This window comes from Brytella acorum, from assembly GCF_029309905.1.
GTDB classification, from domain to species: domain Bacteria; phylum Pseudomonadota; class Alphaproteobacteria; order Acetobacterales; family Acetobacteraceae; genus Brytella; species Brytella acorum.
Genome location: NZ_JARBJP010000006.1, coordinates 109,793 through 130,081, shown reverse-complemented (window position 1 = coordinate 130,081; position 20,289 = coordinate 109,793). Strand labels below are relative to the sequence as shown.

Genomic DNA, 20,289 nt, shown 5'->3' with positions numbered 1-20,289 from the left:
GCACTCAGGCCGCGGAACGTTCATGACAGAAAGTTTGAAAAGCCGCGGCGTCCGGATAGGAAGACTGCGTGCCGTAAGCGGTGACCGAGCACGCCGAATAAGCGACCGCCTCCTGCATTGCCTGGCGGATGTCATGTCCGTCGCTCCAGAACTTTGCAAAGCAGCCTACGAAAGCATCTCCGGCCCCCGTTGTATCCACAGCGCGGACACGTTGCCCCGGCACGGTCCACTCCCCGTCCTGACCGACATAAAGCGCACCATTTTCGCCAAGCGTTGCGATCACATGACGGCAACCTCGTTCGACCAGTAAGCGTGCGGCGGCAAATGCCGTCTCCACCGACGAAACCTCGAGGCCGCTCAGCAACGCAAGCTCGCTCTCATTGGGGATGAGGAAGTCCAGCTTCGAAAGGCGAGCGGGATCGAAATCAGCCACGGCGGGGGCAGGGTTCAGCAGGACCGGCACGGCATTTTCGCTCGCGAAATCTATGGCGGCGTACACAGTCTCGAGCGCGATTTCGAGCTGAAGAACGATCAAAGCGGACTGCCTCAAAGCATCCGCCGCTTCATCGATCGTCGAAGGGCGTATACTGTTATTCGCACCTTTGATAATAAGAATGCTGTTGTGAGAGTCGGGCTGTACAAAGATCGGCGCAACGCCACTTGAAGCGCCGGAGATCCTTCGGACATAGCGGGTATCAATGCCGCACGCCTCGAGATTCGCGACGGTGCCATCGGCAAAAAGATCATCGCCAACACAGGTGATGAACAGCACGTCGGCGCCGAGCCGAGCCGCGGAGACCGCCTGGTTTGCCCCCTTCCCGCCACAACCAAGCGCAAACCGCGGCGCTTCGAGTGTTTCACCAGCGTTCGGCATGCGATCCACGTATGTGATCAGATCCACCATGTTGCTGCCAATGACGGCTATACGACTCATTTATCTCACCTTTCCGATTCTAACTCGGCTGGCGATATCTCTCCTATTTTTAATGAGATTTCAATCATATCTAATGTCATTTATTGGTGATTTCTCTCGCTGAAATCACAGATCTCTCGAAGTCCATACAGACGATCATATGCCACGGGATATCCAAAAAGAAAAAAGGCGGCTCGGGAGCAAGGTCCCGGCCGCCTGATATCGCGCAGATTATCAATTCAGTTCGCTCAACCTGAGAAGCCTATGCTGCTCCTGTCTAGCGGTGCGTTGATCGGTTCGGATGAGCCTCCTAGCGAGCGACAATCGCCGTGTCGCCAGGTGTCGGACGAAAACGCTTGTCTTTCAGAGCCTGTTCGATGTCCTCAAGTGTAGCGCCAGCCGTTTCCGGCACAAAGAAATACACGAACACTACCGAGGCCAGATTGACCCCGGCATAGAACCACATGGTTCCGCCAAGCGAGATCATCTGAACCAGCGTCAAAGCCGTGGAAGTCACGAGGAGATCGCTGCCCCACAGCATGGATGCATGAAGCGACGTCGCCTGCCCCCGCATCGACAGCGGGAACATTTCCGCTCCCAGCAGCCAGCCGACCACCTGGATGCCCCCGGAATTGAACATCATGAAAAGCAGGAGGAAGACGACGATGAGATATGACCCGATCGTTCCCTTGTCAGGATGCATGAGGAACATCGTCCCAAGCCCGATCAGGCTGAGAACGGAGCCAGGCCCCATGATGAGCATGAGGCGGCGTCGGCCGATGCGATCGACGAACAGGCATCCTAAAAGCGTCATGATCAGATAGACGATCGATACTCCGAGGCTCGCAAGGAGCGCCGACGAAGCCCCGAAACCCGCATCGCGCAGGAAGGTCGGCGCATAATAGATCATCATTTCCAGACCGCCGCATTGCGTGAAAAACGCAACACCCAGCGCGGCGATGACCGCAGGCCGGACCCACGGCCGCGCCAACCCTTTCCAGCCGCGATCACGCTCATCGACGTCCTCGGCGTTCTGCCGGATCTGGGCGACTTCCTGGCGGATCTCCTTCGGGGTCTCACGAATTTTTCGCAATTCGTCGATGGCCTCGGGGATCCCGCAATTCTCCGCGGTCCATCTGGGACTACGCGGCAAAAAGAACATGCAGACGAATACAAAAGCGGCGGGAAGCGCGGCGATCGCAACCATCGGTCGCCAGCCCCAGGCTTCACGCGCCGCAAACCCGATCACATTCGCAGTGAAGATACCGATGCCGATCGCCACATTGAACATTGTGACCAGGCTGCCGCGCTTATCGGCGGGGGCGAGCTCGGAAATGTACATCGGAACGACCTGGGTAGAGCCGCCCACGGCCACGCCCAGAAACACGCGAGCCGCAATGAGAGCATAGACGTCTGGTGACAGAGCGCACGCGATAGCTCCGATCACGAACAAAGCGGTCACGATGATCACTGTTGTACGTCGACCGAAACGCTCGGAAACGGCCCCCATGCCGACGGCACCGATCACAGCGCCAAGCAGAATCGCCGACGCCACTATTTCCTGGGCCGTACTGCCCAGCCTGAAATCTTCGGTGATCAGCAACAATGCACCTGAGATAATGCCTGTATCGTAGCCGTAGAGGCCGCCACATATGGCGGCCACGACGGCTGCGAGCATGAGGGTGCGCTTTGCCGAAGGAAGAACGTCGATTTTGTTGATCTGACTTTTACTGTCGGATGTCCCGCTATCGGTGGATTGCTGGTCTTTGACGGCCTCGATCATTGATTGGTTGTCTCCTCACTCAAACTGGCGAAGTCAGCGAGCCACGCGACCTCGGTAAGTTGCGACAACGACGCGCAAGGGCGGAAAATGTTCCCTCACGGCACGAGGGAAACATATGTCGATGTTTTGAGAGATTGCGGCTGGAACGCGCAGTCACATCGTGGAAAACAGGCATTACAGGCAGCTATGGAAAACCACCCGGAAGCGAATGATGGCTTCATTCGCTCGACCCTGCTCACGAACACTCAATCTGTCATCTCGTTGCCGCATGAACACGGCGGAGCATTAATAACAGATAACAATATTTTTATCAAGCGGAGAAAGTTTTCCGCCCTGAACGGAAATGAAGTCCGATAGATTTACAGAAGCATATTGAACGCCAGTCCAAGAACGGCGGCATCCTTATACTTTGTGGTTCCACCCAGGCGATTAATATACTGAAAGTCAGGCTGTAGCGTCATGCCATTCATGACATGGAACGTATAAAAGAGTTCGTACAGATCCATGTGAGACTGAATGCCGTGGGGGGTTCCGAAATTGGTCGCCTGGAACGGCAATCCGTAATCATAGGACACTTCCTGCTGCCGGATGGCTGAACGGCTGAAATTGAACCATTGAAACGCCACGCCCCAACTGTCCTTCGGACGTCCCCAGGCCTTGCCCGTGTCCAGAAGCGCCGCCACGAGATGATCCCGAACCGCAGAGGTCTGGCCCGACGCATAGGCATATTGCCCGGCAAGAACCATACCGTTGGTTTCTCCCTTGCCGTGACGGATCAACATCTGATCCAGCATTACCCAGGGTGAAGTCTGACCGCTCTGGCGCCGCGCGGGAAGACCCGTCAATACCCAGGGGTTTCCGTTGATGTCCGAATAATAGTCATTGTACTTTGAGTTGTCATACATGGCGCCAACCTTGTAATGACCAATGAGCTTGTCAGGTCCCCATTCCGGGAGCCACCCGATTTCGACTTCTGTGGACAGCTTCTTCAGTCCGGATTGCGCCCATGCCCAGCCGGAAATGCCACCGTTGTAGGAATGAGGGGACACGGCAAAAAGCCCCCCCATGATGTAAACCCGCCGGAACGGCATCAGGCGAAGAACGGTGCCGATGTTTCCCGACGGCCAATCGCGACCGCCATTAAGGTATTTGGTGGGTGTAACGTTACCGCAGAGCGATACGTTCATGAAGCTGCAGACCCAGGGGGAGTTGTTGAAAAACGTTCCTGTGGGAATCCAGCCCATGGCCCAGTCGACACGATTGTTGAGCCAGGATTTTTCGAAATAGGCCCAGACAAGATGCGCGACGACGTTACCACGAGCGCCGTAAATCTGCTGAACAGCTGAAACATTGTCGCCGATATCGTTGCTCAGGCTCCGCCCGTGTCCATTAACCACCAGCATATGCAGCCAGAAATCCCGCGACCATTCTCCGCCAAGCAGCCGGTTCCAGTCGATGTCGAGGGTGCTGCCAACCTGGCCCGCATTGGTTTCCGTATGATGACGACCGCCCGTCACGTTGCCGGCAAGACTCTCATACACATCAAGCGCGAAGTAGATGCCGTGCTTCTGCAACCAGGGCTGCACGCCACCCCAGTCGCCGAAAAAATGGGTCGTGCCATAAGGAGGACCGAAAGACGGCGGTCCATAAGCAGATTGCATAAATCCCGGGATCTGCTGATCGAGCGGTCCGACAGAGTCGGTATCAGTGCGCGGCGAAGCCGCCTGCGAAACAGCAGCCTGCCGATCAGAATGCGAAAGGATGTCGTCCGCCCGGGCCAATGGGATTGAACACGCCCCAGCGAGAACCATCCCAGCAAACGCGGACACGACCCTGCGAGCGGATCTCACCTCGCACACGCTCCGGCTGGAACTACGTCTGCTTGTACCCTTCGAGGCACGACGATCGGATCTCGAAAACGTATCATTCCGCAGCGTAGTCAACAGTCTTTCACTTTCCAAAACACACCCACAAGAGGTTTTTCGCCCGGGATTGAAGCCACTGAACTCAAGGCGACGAAATCCCATCCCTTAGAGAGGCAGATCACAATGACGCACGTAACATACCAAGTTGCAGGCCGAACAAGCCTCGTCCCATCGGATCGCCCTCATAGAACAACATGATATGAGATTACAAAGAAATTTTACGTTATAAATCCCAGTGCGTTCGTTCGGTTTTCGTGATAGCGCAAGGAAAACCGCCGTTACCTCTGGAAAATAACGATTTTATGAACTGACCGTCACGAAAGAACACTTGTCTATTCCGCGAACTGCTCGGCGATGATCCGCTCGGACAGCCCGTGATCCGGATCGAACAACACCGTCGTGCGCAGCGTTTTGTCTTCCCGCACAACAACGCTTCTGACACCGCGAATTTCCGTAAAGTCCGCAACCGCCGCAGCCGGTCGTTTATCACTCTCCAGGAGCGTGAAGCGCACTTCCGCCGTGGACGGCAGCAGCGCTCCTCTCCATCGGCGCGGACGAAATGCCGAGATCGGCGTCAGCGGAAGCAGATTCGCGTTCAGCGGAACGATTGGGCCATGCGCAGACAGGTTGTAGGCGGTTGAACCAGCCGGCGTTGCGACGATGATACCATCGCAAATCAGCTCCGGCAGACGAACGCGCCCGTCAACCTCGACCTGTATCTTCGCAGCCTGTCGTGTCTGGCGAAAAAGAAACACATCGTTGAAGGCGAGCGCTTCATGCAGCCCACCGGCGCCGTCATAGGCGGACATCCTCAACGGGTGCAACACCGTTGGTTGCGCGCGGCGAAGGCGTTCGAGCAGACCCACCTCGCCCATCGGATTCATGAGAAAGCCGACCGAACCACAATTCATGCCGTAGACTGGAATCCCCAGCGTCAGAACACGATGCATGCATTCCAGAAGAAAGCCGTCTCCCCCCAGACAAACCAGAACCTCCGCTTCGTCCAGCGCCACATTCCCGAAGCGGGTCGCAAGTGACTGCAACGCGGCCTGAGCCACGGGCGTATGCGCCGCAAGAAATGCGATTTTCGTCCATCTCTCCAGCGTCGGCCGCTCCCCTCGCGCTCCTGGATCGCCTCTGTCATTCGCGTGATCTTTAGACACTGGCCACCTCTACGCTCTCGTCACGACCATGCGCGATGCGCCATGGCATGGGCGGAAATGCCCTTCAGGTCGTTATGCTCGCAAGCCCACCCATGTAGGGACGTAGCACTTCGGGCACGGCCACGCTGCCGTCCGCTTCCTGATAGTTTTCCATGACCGCGATGAGGGTCCGACCCACGGCAAGTCCCGAGCCATTCAAGGTATGAACGAAGGCAATACCCTCTGCAGCCCTGTAACGGGCGTTCATGCGTCGCGCCTGGAAAGCACGCGTATTGGAGCATGACGAAATCTCCCGCCACGCCTCCTGCCCCGGCAACCAGGCTTCAAGATCATAGGTTCGTGCCGCACCGAACCCGGTATCGCCCGCACATAGAAGCTGACGACGATACGGAATTTCCAGTCGCTCCAGCACGGTCTCGGCGCAGCGTGTCATGCGTTCATGCTCGGCCTCACTCTCCTCGGGCGACACCACAGAAACGAGTTCGACTTTCGAGAACTGGTGCTGCCTAAGCATTCCGCGAACATCCCTCCCTGCTGATCCCGCCTCGGAGCGAAAGCATGCCGACAGCGCGGTCATGCGAATGGGCAACTGTCTGGCGTCGAGAATTTCACCAGCCACACTGGCCGTTAGCGGAACCTCCGCCGTCGGGATGAGCCAGCGCCCGTCTTCCGTACGAAAGGAGTCTTCGGCGAATTTGGGCAGTTTGTCCGTGCCATACATCGCATCGTCATTGACCAGCAGCGGCACGACTGTCTCGGAATAGCCGAACTCATCCGTATGCACATCCAGCATATACTGGCCGAGCGCCCGATCGAGACGGGCAAGCGCGCCGCGCAAGACCGTGAAGCGAGATCCTGACAGCTTGGCGGCCGTGGAGAAGTCCATCATGCCCAGGGCCTCGCCAAGTTCGAAATGCTGCTTTGGCGTAAAAGCGAATTCCCGCCGCGTGCCAAACTGCTTGACGGTCACGTTGTCGCTCTCATCCGCCCCGTCAGGGACGCCCTCGTCCAGCAGGTTCGGCAACCGGGCAAGCATGTCGGCGATCTCACGATCAACAGCCGTCGCCTGCGCTTCCAGAGCGGTGATCTTATCACGCAGGGCTACCGCCTTTTCTTCAAGATCAGACGTTTGCTCCCCGGATTTCTTACGAAGACCGATATCCCTGGCCAGGGTTTTCCGGGCAGCCTGTTCCATCTGAAGCGCATGAAGCGCGGCGCGACGCTGCTCGTCCCGGGAGACGATCGCACCAGCCACGGCAGGAAGACCGCGTCGCGCGAGCGCGGCGTCGAAAGCTTCAGGGTCGGCTCGAAGAGCGCGAAGATCATGCATGGATGTTATCCGTCCTGGAAATTAGGCGTCTTCAGGGAGGCTACGGGGCTCGACCAGACGTGCCACCGCGATCGACACTTCGTACAGGATCACGAGCGCAATCGCGAGGCCTGCCTGGGTGATAACGTCCGGCGGCGCGAGAACCGCCGCAACAACAGTTGCAATAACAACGGCATACCGACGAAATTTGCGAAGCTGCCTGGAATTGACAATGCCAACGCGTGCCAGAAGCGCAAGAACGACGGGCAGTTCGAACGACACGCCGAACGCCAGAATGAGCTTCATGACCAGCGTCAGGTATTCCGACACCTTCGCCTGTAATTCAATATGCATCCCCTGCTCGCCGCCTGAAGCGGTCTGAAACGATAGGAAGAACCGCCAGGCGATGGGAAAGATGAAATAATAGGCCAGCGCCGCGCCGGTGAAGAACAGGATGGGCGTTGCAATCAGGAAGGGCGCAAAGGCCCGCTTCTCGCTCCGGTAAAGGCCTGGCGCGATGAAGATCCACGCCTGAATGGCAATTACGGGGAAGGAGAGGAATGCCGCGCCGAACACCGCGACACGCACATAAGTGAAGAATGCCTCATACAGCGCCGTGTAGATGAGGTGAGGCTGCTCGCCCTGTTGGCGCATGATCTCGCCCAACGGGGCCGCGAGAAAAAGATAGATGCGGCCCGCGAAGTGATAGCAGACCATGAAAGCGACCGCGAAGCTCGCGATCGACCAGATCAGGCGCTTGCGCAGCTCGATCAGGTGATCGAGGAGCGGCATGGCCTGATCTTCGATGGGGTTGCCGTCCTGAGACATCAGCGCATGCCCTCTTCCGTCTCCGCGACGCCGGAAGTATGGGCATCCGGTTCCGTGACATCGGGATATTGACCAAGTGATACCCGACGACGGCCATGTGTCACCGTCGGCGGCGGAATGATCGCGGGTGCGTACCATTTTGCCCGCTCGCGCGCCAGACGCCGTCCCAGAGCAGGAGGCAGAATGGCCGGCGCCGAAACGCTTTCTTCCAGAACCGGGACCTCCGCGACAGGCGCGTAAGACGACGGTGGGACGGAGAGGGATGGCGGCGGCTCGAAGCTGCGCACGATACTGCGGTCGGGGTCGATCGCCCTGTCGAAGCGATCCCGGATATTAAAGGTTTTCAGATCCCTGAACTGATCGCGCACTTCCCCCAGATCGGCGTCGCGCACCATCTCATCGACATGGGACTGAAATTCAGAGGCCATGCGACGGATGGCTTTAACACCCTTGCTGAGGGTGCGCAGAGCGACGGGAAGGTCTTTGGGTCCGATGAAAACCAGCGCGACGATGACCGTCAGCGCAATTTCGGACCAACTGAAATCGAACATGCACCCAATCTTCAATCCGGCGGAGCGCGCATGAGTATCACGTGGGCCCGTCCTCGGAAACAGGCGCGATACCGTCCTCGTCAGGCGCCTCGGCGGATACCGGCTCGACCAGCAGCTCCTCGCGCCGGGGAAGCGCGTTCAGATCCACAAGTCCGAACGCGCTTAAAAATTTTCCCGACGTACCCCAAAGAACCGGCCGCCCCGGCACTTCCTTGCGACCCCTGGGAACGATGAGGTCATCGCCGAGCAAGGCATCGAGCACGGACTGATTGAGAGCGACGCCGCGAATAGTCTCGATTTCCGCACGGGTGCATGGCTGATGATAGGCAACGACCGCCAGAGCTTCCATCGCGGCGCGGCTGAGGCGACGGGGCCGTTCGACAACCGTCGTGAGCATGGACGCCAACTCCACGCATGTGCGAAACTGCCATCCCTTTGCGACAGACACCAATTCGATGCCGTGTCCGTCATAGCGAGCGGAAATCTCCGCGATCATCTGCGGCAGATCCTCGGGTGACGCGCCGTTTTGTTCGAGAAAATCGCGCAGAGACGCCTCTCCAACAGGCTCCTGGCTCGCGAAAATCATGGCCTCGATGGCACGGGACAGCACAGTCATGTCAGATCTCCTCTCCATGAGGGATTGCCGTCGTCGTTTCAGCCGCGCGCAACAGAATAGCCGCGAATGGCGTTTCCTGGCGCAGTTCGACTGAGCCTTCCTTCGCCATTTCAAGACCGGCGACGAGCGCGCCCGCCATCGCCGCGCGCCAGGCCTGCTGCGTCGTTTCCGTGGCGGGCACGAGCGCCGTGAGGCTCTGCCATCCGGGAGCCGAGGGCGCGTTCAGAAGACGGCGCAACGCCGCGACCGCATCGGTGACGGTCCAGTATCGCAATCGTACCGGCGCGTAATGCCGACGCCGGTTGCGACGTCGCATGACCGAGAGATAGGCACCGATCAGGGCCGAAACTTCGACACGCAGCCCGGTGCGGTCGATCTCCCGGAAGTTCTCCTCCATGCCGCGCGCATGGACGTCATCCCTCAGCCGCGGCTGCGTGGCCAGCCACAACGCCGCGGCCCGCATGCGTTCAAGTTCGATGAGACGTTCGTGCAGAAGCCCTGCCGCCTCCTCGGCGTCATCGTCCGGAGCGTTCTCGGCCGGTAGCAGGAGCCGGGATTTCAGCCATGCCAGCCATGCCGCCATGACCAGCCAGTCCGCAGCCAGTTCGAGGCGGATGGAGCGCGCCTGCTCCACGACCGTCAGATACTGCTCGACGAGTTGCAGGATCGAAATCCGGGCCAGATCGACCTTCTGGGCGCGGGCCAGATCGAGCAGCAGATCGAGCGGCCCCTCGAAGCCGTCCAGACAGAGATGCGGCGCGGGAATGACCCCGTCACCCCCGCCGGGCATTTCCATGACAGTACCGCTCACATCCATCCGGTAACGAGCGAATCAGAAACGGGCGGGCGTACACGCGACGCTGCGCGCATGAGCCTTGATACAGAACGCTTTGGCGCTCTGGGCGCTGTCGAAGCCTGCGACCCGCAGGCGGAAATAGGTCCGCCCTCCGCGATCCGCACGCTCGACCACAGGTTTGCGGTCGGCAAACAGGTCCGGCGCCTGCTTCCGGACGATCTCCCACTGGCGCTGCGCTTCCGCATCGCTATCGAGCGCCCCCAGCTGGACGGCAAAGCCACCCGTCGTCGTAGAAGACGGCGCTGCCGGAGGAGCGACCGGAGAAGCAGCGGGTGCGGGCTGCCGGGGCGTGGGCGGCACTTCCGCGGCTTTCTTCTCAGCCGCTCCGGACGCAGGCGCTGCTTTCGGGGCCGGAGCAACCGCTGCGGGCTTTTCCGCCGGTTTGGCAGGGGCCGAACCAACCGGTGCGAGATCGTCCCCGGTATCACCGTCTCCGAGATCGGCCTTTGATGCCCCCGAAGTCTCGGCGGATGGTGGCGATGACGTCTTCGTCTGCGTTTCCGGCGGCGTCGCGGGCTGCCCGTATTGACGAGCCAGCGCATCCGGATGGGGTTGCTCGGGAGCCGGAGCGAGATGGGCCTCCCCTTGTCCCGTCGTATCCGAAACCGCATCGTCAGAACCGGAAATCTGCATGCCGCCAGGATCGACCGGGACATCGCGCACCGGACCGGGAGGCGGTCCGAGCACGGGAATCCCGCTTGTGTGATGACCCATCAGCGACCAGCCGCCAATGCCGACCAGCAGCACTCCACCAACCCCGATCGCCCCGAAAAGCAGCTTGCGGGTCGCTTCGTCCGAGCCGAGCAGCGCCGCCAGTTTCCCCGGTGATCCCCGACGACGCGGAAGATCATCGTCGTCGTAATCCGCGCTCATGCGCTCGCGCGCGCGTTCCGCCGTCGATGGCGGGCGCTTTGCATCGCGATCCGTGCGCCAGTCCTGATCTTCGCTCATCGCAGTTCCTCAAGCGGCTCAACGCCCAGAATGGCCAGGGCCGCGCGCAGGCATGAGGCCGTAGCCGCCACAAGCGCAACCTTGGCCAGACTCACCGCCGCATCACCTTCATGAATGAAACGTAACGTCGTGTCCTCGCGCCCCCGGTTCCACAACGCATGAAAGTCTCCAGCCAGTTCGCCGCAGAAATACGCGATCCGGTGAGGCTCACGCGCCTGTGCCGCAGCCTCGACAAGACGCGGAAAGGTCGAAATCCGGCGCAGAAGCGCAAGCTCGGCGTCGGACGACAACAATGCCGTGTCCGCTGCCAGCAGTGAAGGGCCGGAGGTGAACTCCGCGCCGAACGCCTCGGCCGCGCCGCGCAGGACCGAGCAGCAACGCGCATGGGCATATTGCACATAGAAAACCGGATTGTCGCGCGTCTGGGCAACGACGGCATCCAGATCGAACTCCATCTGCGCGTCCGCCTTGCGGGTCAGCATCGTGAAACGGACCGCGCCCGCTCCCACCTCGTCGATGAGGTCGCGCATCGTCACGAACGTCCCTGCCCGCTTCGACATGCGAACCGGTTCGCCGCCCTTCACGATGCGCACGATCTGGCACATCACGACCTCGAACCCTGTCTTTCCATCCGTCAACGCGCTGACGGCGGCCCTCATGCGCGACACATAGCCACCGTGATCGGCCCCGAGAACGTCGATCAGCACATCGGCGTCCATGGCTTTCTGGGAATGATAGCCGATATCGTTGGCGAAATAGGTGTTCGTCCCATCGGACTTGCGCAGCGCACGATCCGTATCGTCGCCGAATTCCGTCGAACGGAACAGCGTTTGCGGTCGAGGTTCCCAATCCTCTGGTGTCTTTCCCTTGGGCGGCTCGAGCACTCCTTCGTAAAGCAGTCCCTTCGCATCAAGCGCCGCGATGGCGGCGTCCACCTGTCCGCTCGCAAGAACGGCGGCCTCGCTGGAAAACAGCTCGTGATGTATTCCGAGCAGGCCCAGATCCTCACGAATCGACGCCATCATGACTTCCAGCGTCTCCGCCTTCACGATGTCGAACCAGACGGAGGGATCAGCGGGTGTCGCATCCGGCCCCGCCAGCGCATTTCCGTGCCGCGCCTTGATCGCCTCACCCACGGGAACGAGATAATCGCCCCCATATTGCAGGCCACTCGGCGTCAGCGCCGCGAAAGCCTCTTCCGTCAGCGTTGTCCCGATCGCCTGAAGGTAGCGCCAGTAAGCCGCCCAGGCGAGTGCTGTGACCTGCCCGCCCGCGTCATTGATATAATATTCCTTCCGAACCGCGTGGCCCGTCTTCGCAAGCAGGTTCGCCAACGCGTCTCCGACGACAGCACCGCGACAATGACCGACATGCATGGGACCCGTCGGATTCGCGGATACGTATTCCACATTGACGCGAAGACCCTGCCCGATGCGGGAATCGCCGTAGCTCCGCCCTGCCGTAAGCACGCTCGGTACGACCGACTGAAGGACCTCGGGGCGGAGCTTCAGGTTGACGAAGCCCGGACCGGCAGGCTCGGCGGCGGCGACGCCCGGCAATGCGACGAGCCGGGCCGCCAGTTCCCGTGCGATCTCGACCGGCTTGCGTCGGGCCGGTTTCGCCGCGAGGAGCGCCGCATTGGTCGCCATGTCGCCATGAGCGGCATCGCGCGCGGGGGTGAGCTCGACACGCTCGATGAGCTCGTCCGGCAGTTCCGGCACGACAGCCCGGAGCGCCTCGCGCACCTGCGTCAGATAGCGCGCGAACAGGCAGTCGGTGGTCGGTACGGGGTCGGACATCGCTTGATCGGTTCCTTGAGGTTCGATGGTCGCCTTATCAGCCCAGTGCAGAGAGTTCCGTCAACCGTCGATGTTCCTCCATCGCGAAGAGATCCGTCATACCCGCGATGTAATCCGCGACCACCCGATGCGGCTCTCCGCCCTCGACCAGGGCGCGCTCGCGCCATCCGTCCGGCAGAAGCGTCGGATCTTCGGCCAGGACCGCGAAAATTTCACCCGTCACGAGCCGCGCCTTGCGGGTCATGCGCTTGACGCGCCAGTGCCGATAAAGTCGCTCATACAGGAACGCACGGATCGCCGCATTCGCCGCCGCCATGTCGGGACTGAACGCCACGACGGGCGCCACGGCATGACGGATGTCATCCGCGCTCTTTGGCGCCAGCGCCTCGATATTGGCGCGCGTCTGCCGCAGAAGGTCCGTCACGAGCCTGTTGATCACCTGCCGGACGGTCTCATGGCGTATCCGTCCGTCCCGATCGAAGACCTCTCCCCGCGTCGCCCCCAACCGGGCGCGCACCAGTTCCTCCCCGACGATCGGCAGGTCTTTGATATCCTCGAACTGGAGCAGGCCCGCGCGCAACCCGTCATCGAGATCATGCCCGTGATAGGCGATGTCGTCGGAAAGGGCGGCGACCTGCGCCTCGGCCGAGGCATAGCTTCCGAGATCAAGGTGATGCCGCGAGTCGTAATCCCGCAGATAGAGCGATGGATCGACGACGGGACCGTTATGTTTTGCGAGTCCCTCAAGCGTTTCCCAGGTAAGGTTGAGGCCGTCGAAATCGTTGTAACGGCGCTCCAGGAACGTCACCAGGCGGATCGACTGGGTATTGTGGTCGAAATCCCCCCAGCCCTTCATGCTCAGTTTCAGGGCATCTTCGCCGGCATGGCCGAACGGCGTATGACCAAGGTCATGCGCAAGTGCCAGGGCCTCGGTCAGATCCTCGTCCAGCCGCAACTGTCGCGCGATGGAACGGGCGATCTGCGCCACTTCCAGCGAATGCGTGAGGCGCGTGCGAAAAAAATCGCCTTCATGGTTGATGAAGACCTGGGTTTTGTATTGCAGCGTGCGAAACCCGGTCGAATGCACGATCCGGTCGCGATCACGCTGCCAGGGCGAGCGCGTCGGTGCTTCGGATTCGGGGTGCAGACGCCCGCGCGCCTGATCCACCCTCACCGCGTAAGATGCAACATTCTGGCCGATCATCACGCGCGCTTTCCCTTTCAGACTTAAGGTGTCCACATTATATAGGGAGACATGACCCAGAGCACGCTCCCTGCCGGAACCGATATACCCGCATTTTCGATGTCAGCATCGGCTGCCGCGCGTATCGTCGATATCATTTCCCAGCAGCCCGACAATGCCGGTCTGGCATTGCGGGTTTCCGTCGAAGCGGGAGGATGCAACGGCTTCCAGTATCAGTTCCGCCTGGATCGTGAACGACGGGACGACGACATCCTCATCAAGCGTGACTCCGCCGAGGTTCTCGTGGACCCGGTCAGCATGGATCTGCTCGCGGGCGCCGAGCTTGAATTCGTCGATAAGCTGATGGGCGCCCATTTCACGATTAGCAATCCCAACGCAGCGACATCCTGTGGTTGCGGAACAAGCTTCTCCCTGGCCTGAGCGTGAGTTTTTCTTTCGCGAGTTGGAACATCAACTCGATCCGTCAACGCGAAACTCTCGTTCTGGACTGGCTGTCCAACCATCCGGTCGATGTTTTGTGCCTTCAGGAAATCAAGTGCGAGCAACACCAGTTTCCCGCAAGCTTCGCCGAGGCTGGCTACCACGTCGCCATCGTCGGGCAGAAAGCCTATAACGGGGTTGCCGTCATTGCCCGCAAACCCTTTGAAGTGCGCCATCGCCGCCTTCCCGGTTTCAGCCATGACGCGGCGCGATACATCGAAATCGAAATCGACAGGCTGACGATCGGCGGCCTCTATCTTCCGAACGGCAATTCGGGCGGCGAGGAAGGCTATCGTCTCAAGATCGAGTTTTTCGAAACACTCGCTCATCATGCGCGGGAGATGCTTGAACGCGATGAAGACTTCGCCCTGATTGGCGATTTCAACGTCTGTCCCGCGCCAGAGGATCTGGCTCCCGGCGCTCTCGGCGCGCATGACGCTCTTCTGCGTCCGGAAACCCGTGCGGCATGGCGAAGCCTGTGCTGGCTCGGCCTGACCGACGCCGTCCGCGCGCTTTATCCGCGAGAGTGCCTCTACACGTTCTGGGATTATCAGGCCGGAGCATGGGACAGGAATATGGGGTTGCGGATCGACCACGCCCTGCTTTCACCACGACTGGCCGACCGTCTGGAGGCTGTGCATATCGACCGCGACGAGCGCGCGCGCCCGCAACCTTCGGATCACGTCCCGCTTGTCGTCACCCTTCGCGCCGACCGTCCCCTCTAAGGCGTCGCAGAACCTGAGTGGCAGCGGCGTCTGGGTATCAGCTTCGTCATCCTGCCATCCAGCACGAAGTCGCCGAAATCCATTTTCAGGTGGTCGGTGACACCATCATCGAAAAAGCGGGAAGCCAGTTCGAAATCCGGTAGCATTCCGACGCGGTCGTCACGCGCATAAAAAGCAATATGGGCCAAAGCCGCACCATGAGTGGCGCTTCGTTTGTCCAGCCGGTCTGTGACGCCCGGTACCCAGCCCTGAATCGTGACATAGGTATAGAAAGCGCCGTCGGCCGATGTCCCGTCGAACAGGAAGGGTGACAGCGCCTTCGCGCCCGCGCGCGCGGCCGTGACAATGGCCAGGGTATGCGCGAGCGGAAACAGCGTGCCCTTGGGCAAAGTCATCTGTTTGACCGATGGCGCGGTAAAACGCACCACGACACGCCCGTCCTTCATGCGGTCGGCAGTCCCCGCCACCCGGCTCTGATCACCACCGGCGGCGTGCTGCACGTCGACGAAGGTCAGATGCCGTCCGTCCTTGCTTTCCAGAGTCGCATAATCCGAGACGGTATCGAGCGCATCGCCCTCGCGCGAAACGGTCCTCATATGGAGGTGCTGGCTCGTACTCCATGCGTCGCATTCATCCGCGATGCTGAACGCCATTTCGCCCGCAGCGTCGATCGTGTCGCCAGGGCGGATCGAAGCCAGCGAAAGTTCATAGCTTGCCGCATGCGGCACGATCGTCGCCGGAGCCGGTATCGCCGCCGAGGCCGCGCGCGGTTCGCCAGCGCAGCCAACCCCCAAAACCAGCACGGCGCACCAGCGAAAACCCGCTCTCGGCATTGTCGATCAGTCCTTGGCGGTGGTTGCCTTCGGCTTCGGCGGCAGGATCGCCAGCGAAAGTTCACGCAAACGCGCTGCCTCGACCGGCGCCGGAGCGTTCATCATGAGGTCTTCCCCCTGCTGGTTCAGCGGGAAGAGAATGATCTCGCGGATATTGGGCTCATCGGCAAGCAGCATGACCATCCGATCGACGCCGGGTGCCGAGCCACCATGCGGGGGCGCGCCATAGCGGAACGCATTGAGCATGCCTCCGAAACGGGCTTCGACTTCTTCCTCGCCATAGCCCGCGATTTCGAAAGCCCGGATCATGACCTCCGGCAGATGGTTACGGATCGCCCCCGAAGACAGTTCGATACCATTGCAGACGATATCGTACTGGTAAGCGTTGATCGTCAGCGGGTCCTGATTGTTGAGAGCGTCCAGGCCACCCTGGGGCATGGAAAACGGATTATGCGAGAAATCGATCCGGCCCGTTTCCTCGTTGATCTCGTACATCGGGAAGTCGACGATCCAGCAGAAGCGGAAAGCGTCTTTCTCGATCAGGTCGATCTCCTGAGCGATTCGGGTCCGCACCTGCCCCGAGAACTTGGCGACCTCGTCCCCCTTGCCCGCCGCGAAGAAGACAGCGTCTCCGGCCTTGAGGCCGCAGCGTTCGCGTATGGCCTCCACACGGGACGGGTCGAGGTTCTTCGCGATCGGACCCTTGCCGCCCTCATCCTCGAAAATGATATAGCCCAGACCACCGGCTCCGCTCTCGCGAGCCCATGTGTTCAGCTTGTCGAAGAACCCGCGCGGGCGATCACCCGCTCCGGGCGCGGGGATAGCGCGCACTTCTCCGCCCGCCGCCGCGATTTTCGCAAAAAGCCCGAAGCCGGAGTCGGCAAATGCATCCGTCACATTGCTGATGCGCAGCGGATTGCGCAGGTCCGGCTTGTCGGAGCCGTATACGCGCATCGCTTCCTCGTAGGGAATGCGCGGGAACGGCGCGGCCGTGACCGTGCGACCTTTGCCGAATTCGGCGAACACGCCGCTCAAAACATCTTCCATGACGGCGAACACATCGTCCTGGGTTGCGAACGCCATTTCGAAATCGAGCTGATAGAATTCGCCCGGGCTTCGATCCGCGCGCGACGCCTCGTCGCGAAAGCAGGGCGCGATCTGGAAGTAGCGATCGAAACCCGCGACCATCGCCAGTTGCTTGAACTGCTGCGGCGCCTGCGGCAGGGCATAGAACTTCCCGGCGTGAACACGGGACGGCACGAGGAAGTCGCGTGCGCCTTCCGGCGAGGACGCCGTCAGGATCGGCGTCTGCAACTCGGTGAAATCATGGGCCTGCATGCGGCGACGCAGGCTCGCGATGATCTGCGAGCGCAGGAGGATATTGGCGTGCATCTTGTCGCGCCGCAGGTCGATATAGCGATATTTGAGGCGTAGCTCCTCCGGGTAGTTTTCCTGCCCGGCAACCTGGAACGGCAGCACATGAGCCGCCGAGCGGACATCGATCTCCTGCGCGCGCAGTTCGATTTCACCCGTGGGAAGATGGGGGTTGCGCTGCCCGTCCTCGCGAATGACGACCTCGCCGGTGACAGTGATGACGCTCTCGACACGCAGCTTTTCGGCCGTCTCCAGAAGAGCCGTCCCCGCGGGAACGACAACCTGGGTGATGCCCGTCTGGTCGCGCAGATCGATGAACAGCAGGCCGCCGTGATCGCGCTTGCTATGCACCCATCCTGACAGGCGGACGGTCTGTCCCGCGTCGCCAGCGCGCAGGGCGCTGCAGCTATGGGTACGATAGGGGTGCATGGGCAAAGATCCTGCTCGGCAACGGTGGATAACGACAGCCGCCCGGTCAGGGGCGGGGATTTGCGCGCAGGAAGCCGGGCAAGCCCTTTCCTGTCAAGCTGCCCCTTCGCACGCCGCCGGGAAATCGACAGCGATCCGACCCATTTCGCGCGCGTGCTTGGAGCCGATGAAGCCCACGGTCTTCCCATCCTTGCGCAGGCGCGCGAGAAAGTCGAAAGCGCTGAGATCGCCGTCGATCGCCACCTCGTCGAAAGACGGCGACCACCCTGCATATTCAAGCTTCTGATCGTATTGCTGGGTCCAGAACCAGGGAACCGGCAGAGACGAGATGGGGAAGCCGAGCATGGCATGCACCGCGATCCGTGCCTGACACTCCGCCGTGCGCCAGTGCTCGACGCGCATACGTCGTCCCTCATGAACAAAACTCGCGATGTCACCGGCGGCGTAAACCCGCCCGGCCACACGCATATGGTCGTCAACCTCGATACCGCCATCGTCGGCGCGCACGCCGACATCGGCATAATGAACGACAGGTTCGGCGCCCACGCCCAGAAGGACGATATCCGTTTTGAGTTCAGTCTCGTCGTCGAGGGCGAGCTTGAGGGCATTGCCCTGTTGCGAAATGGCCTTCACCTCGGTGCAGGGCACGAATGCGACACCGTTGCCTTCATGCAGTTCCCGCAAGCGACAGCCCACTTCCCGTCCGAACTGCCCGATCAGCGGAACATCTTCCCGTGAGATGACCGTAACACCCGCGCCGCGTTTACGCAGCGACGCCGCGGCTTCGAGAGCAATCAGACCGCCGCCCACGATCGCGATCGACGTGTCCGGCCCGATAGCGTCCGAAAGGGCTTCCGCGTCAGCGGCGCTGCGAAGGGTAAAGACGTTCGGCAGGTCAACCCCCGGCAGCTCGGGTCGAACGGCCCGTGAACCCGTGGCGCAGAGAATATGGTCAGCCTGAAAAGAATCTCCACTGCGCAACCGCACTGTGCGCGTTTCGTGATCGACTTTCTCGACACTGTCGAGAACACGCTCGATATCATGCCGGGTATAAAACGCCTCGGGAAGAATGTCGGGCAGGCTGGCTTCTTCTTTTGGCTCTGCAAGATAGGCCTTGCTAAGGGCCGTGCGCTCATAGGGGTTCCCCTTCTCGGGGCCGACCATGACGATCTTGCCCGCGAAGCCAAGGTGTCGCAGGGTCGCGGCCGCCGTGACACCGGCCGCACCAACACCCAGAATGGCCACGATCTCGTTCCCGCGCATCGGCTCACGGGCCTCGGGGACGATCTGCGCCTCCCGGACAAAGACACGCCCATCACGAAGCTCGACCGGATAACGAGGCAGACAGTCCTGTGCCGGCGGATCGATGAGATGACCGCCCTCGGCGTCAAAAACCGCCTTGTGCCAGGGGCAGACGAGAACCTGGACACCCTCGGCGTCGCGGCAGAGTGTGCCCTGCTCCATCGGCGCGCCGCGGTGAGGACATTTCCCGCCGAGCGCATACACCGCCTCCTCGTCGCGGATCAGCACCACAGGCGTTTCGCCGATCGTAACCGCGGTCGGCCTGTCCTCCGCCAGATCGCTGACCGCACCTGCATCGATCCAGACCGTTTCGCTCGCGTTCATGATAGGCGTTCCCTTCCGACAGGTTTCAGGCCAGTTCGACGGCCTCGTTTCGGGGTTCGCGACATCTCGCGACAGCCCGACATCTTTTGACACTCAAGCGCGCTTCAACCGTCCAGGCAACCCACGGCACGAGCGCAAAAGAAAACCCGGCTGTCGAGCCGGGTTCCCTTCATGATGATCTTTTCGGTCCCACGCGCTCAGAACGAGTTGTCGTCCCATCCGCCGCCGCCATCGTCACCGAAGCTGCCCGCATCGAAGCTCGACCCGGCATCCGTGCCGTCGCCCGCGAAAGGATCGCTACCCGCGGCGTCGCCATAATTGTTGTTGACGATGGTCTCACCACCGCCAAAACCCCCGGCGGCGTTCTGGCCATGACCACCGCTGAACAAACTCTCAAGCGCGTTAGCCGCCAGCATGCCGCCAGCGACGCCAGTCGCCGTGGTCAGGGCCGATCCCAGGAAGCCGGTGCCCCCGCGCTGGAACATCCCGGGATTGACGCCAGGCGCGTATGCGGGCGGCGGCCCGGCAGCATAGCCTGGCTGTTGTCCCCAACCCGGCGGGAGAGCGGCCTGCTGACGCGGCGCGCCGCCGCCAAACAGACCGCCGAAAATGCCGCCGGAAGCCGGGCGCTGCTGCTGCGTCTGGGCCAGTTGCGCCTGGGTCTGCTGAAGCTCGAATTGCAGTTGACGGATGCGGTTCTGCGCCTCCGCCAGCGCCACTTCCTGAACGACCGCCATTTGCGTGACGCGATAGCGCGCTTCCGGAAATTTCTGGAAGTTCTCGGCGATGAACCGGTCGGCTTCCGGGTCAATCGGCGGAAGACTGGCGGGCGCCTGAGCAGGGCCGCCAAAGGCGCCGGGGCTGGCCGCACCGCCAACCCTTGCAAGGAAACGGGCGATAAGATCGCGTTCTTCGTTCGTCATG

At 61.0% G+C, this 20,289-nt stretch carries 18 protein-coding genes; 2 read left to right on the top strand and 16 right to left on the bottom strand.

Annotated features, from left to right (window positions below):
* Nucleotides 1–4: 4 nt before the first annotated feature.
* The 12 genes from rbsK to PWM43_RS10995 form a co-directional block, all read right to left on the bottom strand.
* Nucleotides 5–934, bottom strand: coding sequence for a ribokinase (gene rbsK, locus PWM43_RS11050; RefSeq protein WP_289842564.1), 930 nt, complete (start codon nt 932–934; stop codon nt 5–7).
* Between the two features lie 289 nt (nt 935–1,223).
* Nucleotides 1,224–2,696, bottom strand: a complete 1,473-nt coding sequence (locus tag PWM43_RS11045) for a sugar porter family MFS transporter (protein WP_289842563.1) — start codon at nt 2,694–2,696, stop codon at nt 1,224–1,226.
* 359 nt (nt 2,697–3,055) lie between these two features.
* Nucleotides 3,056–4,357 (bottom strand): carbohydrate porin, encoded by a 1,302-nt coding sequence (locus PWM43_RS11040; protein WP_289842562.1) that lies wholly within the window; start codon nt 4,355–4,357, stop codon nt 3,056–3,058.
* A 596-nt stretch (nt 4,358–4,953) separates the two neighbouring features.
* A complete protein-coding gene (locus PWM43_RS11035; RefSeq protein ID WP_394356073.1) occupies nt 4,954–5,724 on the bottom strand; it encodes an NAD kinase in 771 nt (256 codons plus the stop codon).
* 124 nt (nt 5,725–5,848) lie between these two features.
* Nucleotides 5,849–7,114, bottom strand: a complete 1,266-nt coding sequence (serS, locus tag PWM43_RS11030) for a serine--tRNA ligase (protein ID WP_289842561.1) — start codon at nt 7,112–7,114, stop codon at nt 5,849–5,851.
* 21 nt (nt 7,115–7,135) lie between these two features.
* Entirely contained in the window at nt 7,136–7,921 is a 786-nt protein-coding gene (gene tatC, locus PWM43_RS11025) for a twin-arginine translocase subunit TatC (RefSeq protein WP_289842560.1), read from the bottom strand.
* A complete protein-coding gene (gene tatB / locus PWM43_RS11020) occupies nt 7,921–8,472 on the bottom strand; it encodes a Sec-independent protein translocase protein TatB (protein WP_289842559.1) in 552 nt (183 codons plus the stop codon). Before tatB ends, tatC begins: the two co-directional genes overlap by 1 nt.
* Nucleotides 8,473–8,509: 37 nt before the next feature.
* Nucleotides 8,510–9,088 (bottom strand): SMC-Scp complex subunit ScpB, encoded by a 579-nt coding sequence (scpB, locus tag PWM43_RS11015; RefSeq protein ID WP_289842558.1) that lies wholly within the window; start codon nt 9,086–9,088, stop codon nt 8,510–8,512.
* Between the two features lies 1 nt (nt 9,089).
* Nucleotides 9,090–9,878 carry a segregation and condensation protein A gene (locus PWM43_RS11010; RefSeq protein WP_289842636.1) on the bottom strand — a complete coding sequence of 263 codons (789 nt, stop codon included), beginning with the start codon at nt 9,876–9,878 and terminating at the stop codon, nt 9,090–9,092.
* Between the two features lie 42 nt (nt 9,879–9,920).
* A complete protein-coding gene (locus tag PWM43_RS11005; RefSeq protein WP_289842557.1) occupies nt 9,921–10,895 on the bottom strand; it encodes an SPOR domain-containing protein in 975 nt (324 codons plus the stop codon).
* Nucleotides 10,892–12,694 (bottom strand): arginine--tRNA ligase, encoded by a 1,803-nt coding sequence (locus PWM43_RS11000; RefSeq protein WP_289842556.1) that lies wholly within the window; start codon nt 12,692–12,694, stop codon nt 10,892–10,894. Before PWM43_RS11000 ends, PWM43_RS11005 begins: the two co-directional genes overlap by 4 nt.
* A gap of 37 nt (nt 12,695–12,731) precedes the next feature.
* A complete protein-coding gene (locus PWM43_RS10995) occupies nt 12,732–13,898 on the bottom strand; it encodes a deoxyguanosinetriphosphate triphosphohydrolase (protein ID WP_289842555.1) in 1,167 nt (388 codons plus the stop codon).
* A gap of 51 nt (nt 13,899–13,949) precedes the next feature.
* On the opposite strand from PWM43_RS10995, the gene erpA reads away from it, so the two are divergent.
* Together erpA and xth are read left to right on the top strand one after the other, a co-directional pair.
* A complete protein-coding gene (gene erpA / locus PWM43_RS10990; RefSeq protein WP_289842554.1) occupies nt 13,950–14,318 on the top strand; it encodes an iron-sulfur cluster insertion protein ErpA in 369 nt (122 codons plus the stop codon).
* 2 nt (nt 14,319–14,320) lie between these two features.
* A complete protein-coding gene (xth, locus tag PWM43_RS10985) occupies nt 14,321–15,103 on the top strand; it encodes an exodeoxyribonuclease III (RefSeq protein ID WP_289842553.1) in 783 nt (260 codons plus the stop codon).
* On the opposite strand, the gene PWM43_RS10980 is transcribed toward xth, so the two are convergent.
* From PWM43_RS10980 to PWM43_RS10965, 4 genes are all read right to left on the bottom strand, one after another.
* Complete coding sequence (locus PWM43_RS10980) at nt 15,100–15,936, bottom strand: EipB family protein (RefSeq protein WP_289842552.1); 837 nt, start codon at nt 15,934–15,936, stop codon at nt 15,100–15,102. The genes xth and PWM43_RS10980 overlap by 4 nt on opposite strands.
* A 6-nt stretch (nt 15,937–15,942) precedes the next feature.
* Complete coding sequence (gene aspS / locus PWM43_RS10975; protein ID WP_289842551.1) at nt 15,943–17,739, bottom strand: aspartate--tRNA ligase; 1,797 nt, start codon at nt 17,737–17,739, stop codon at nt 15,943–15,945.
* A gap of 93 nt (nt 17,740–17,832) precedes the next feature.
* Nucleotides 17,833–19,365, bottom strand: coding sequence for an FAD-dependent oxidoreductase (locus PWM43_RS10970; RefSeq protein WP_289842550.1), 1,533 nt, complete (start codon nt 19,363–19,365; stop codon nt 17,833–17,835).
* Between the two features lie 197 nt (nt 19,366–19,562).
* A complete protein-coding gene (locus PWM43_RS10965) occupies nt 19,563–20,288 on the bottom strand; it encodes a DUF2076 domain-containing protein (protein ID WP_289842549.1) in 726 nt (241 codons plus the stop codon).
* Between the last annotated feature and the right edge of the window lies 1 nt (nt 20,289).